This window comes from Streptomyces sp. NPDC054847, from assembly GCF_053610925.1.
In genome coordinates, this window is sequence record NZ_JBSGZJ010000785.1 from 1 (window position 1) to 1,214 (window position 1,214).

At 71.0% G+C, this 1,214-nt stretch carries 1 protein-coding gene; it reads right to left on the reverse strand.

The genetic code is table 11. From position 1 onward, the window contains the following. Positions 1 to 1,068, reverse strand: a 1,068-nt coding sequence (locus ACWGH4_RS35225) for a polyketide synthase dehydratase domain-containing protein (RefSeq protein ID WP_453467992.1), incomplete at its 3' end; no start/stop codon positions are given. Between the last annotated feature and the right edge of the window lie 146 nt (positions 1,069 to 1,214).

A 1,214-nucleotide genomic window follows, 5' to 3' on the forward strand; every position in this document is an offset into this window, starting at 1 on the left:
ATGCTCCTGAACCAGGTGACGGGCCAGAGCATGACCCAACTCCCCCATCCCGCCCGTGATCAGGACCGTCCCGGCAGGATCCAGAACACGGGTCTCGGTGCCTGCATCGGTGCGGGCGTGGGGATCGGTGTCGGTGTCGGTGTCGGTGTCGGTGGGGGTGGGGGTGGAGGCGCGGACCAGGCGGGCGGCCAGCGCCTTGCCCTCGCGGACGATCAGCTCGGGTTCGGCCGCCACTCTCAGGGCCGGTGTCAGGTCCTGAGTGTCGGTGTCGATCAGGCGGATCACCCGCTCGGGGTGCTCGCTGCGTGCCGAACGCACCAGACCCCACAACGACGCCTGGCCCACGTCCGTGGCGTCCTCGCCGACCGCGCCACAGGTCACCAACACGATCTCGGACGCGGCCTCGTCGGCCAACGCCTGCTGGAGTTCGGCCAGTCCACGTCCGGCGACCTCCGTCACCGAACCCGACCAGTCCCGTGCGTCGATCACGAGCCGGTCGGCGTCCTGTGCCTGAGAGCCGGCCGTGACCGGCTGGAAGTCCACCCGGTACAGGTGGTCCACGGACACCGACGCGGCGGCGCGGATCTGCTCCGCCGTTGCATCCCGCAGCAGCAGCCCTTCGACCGCCGCAATCGGAACACCGGTTTCGTCGGTCACCCAGATCCGGGCCGCCGAGCTCTCACTGTCCAGCTCGGCACGGACCCGCAGCACGGAGCCCGCCACCGTCTCGAGGCTCACCCCGGTCCACTCGAACGGCAGCAGCACACTGTCTTCGGTGCTCTGTTCCGCCATGGCGGCCTTGAGCACATGCAGGGCGGTGTCCAGCAACGCCGGGTGGATGCCGTAGCCGTCGGTCGAGACGCCCTCGGGCAGCCGCACCAGGCCATAGGCGGTGTCGCCGTCACGCCACAGCTCGCTCAAGCCCTGGAACACCGGGCCGTAGGCAATGCCCTGCTCGGCGAACCGCTCGTAGAAGCCGTCCAGGTCCACCGGCTGCGCACCCGCCACCGGCCACTGCGCCAACGCCTCGAACCCGCCGGAGGCGGCGGCCGGTGCCTCGCTCAGCACGCCGGACGCATGCCGGACCCACTCACCGTCATCACCACGCCGGCTGTAGAGCGCCACCGCACGGCGCCCGTCCGCTCCGGGCGCGCCCACCGTCACCTGAAGCCGCAGCTCACCCTCCTGCGGAACGACCAGCGCCTCCAGGAGCG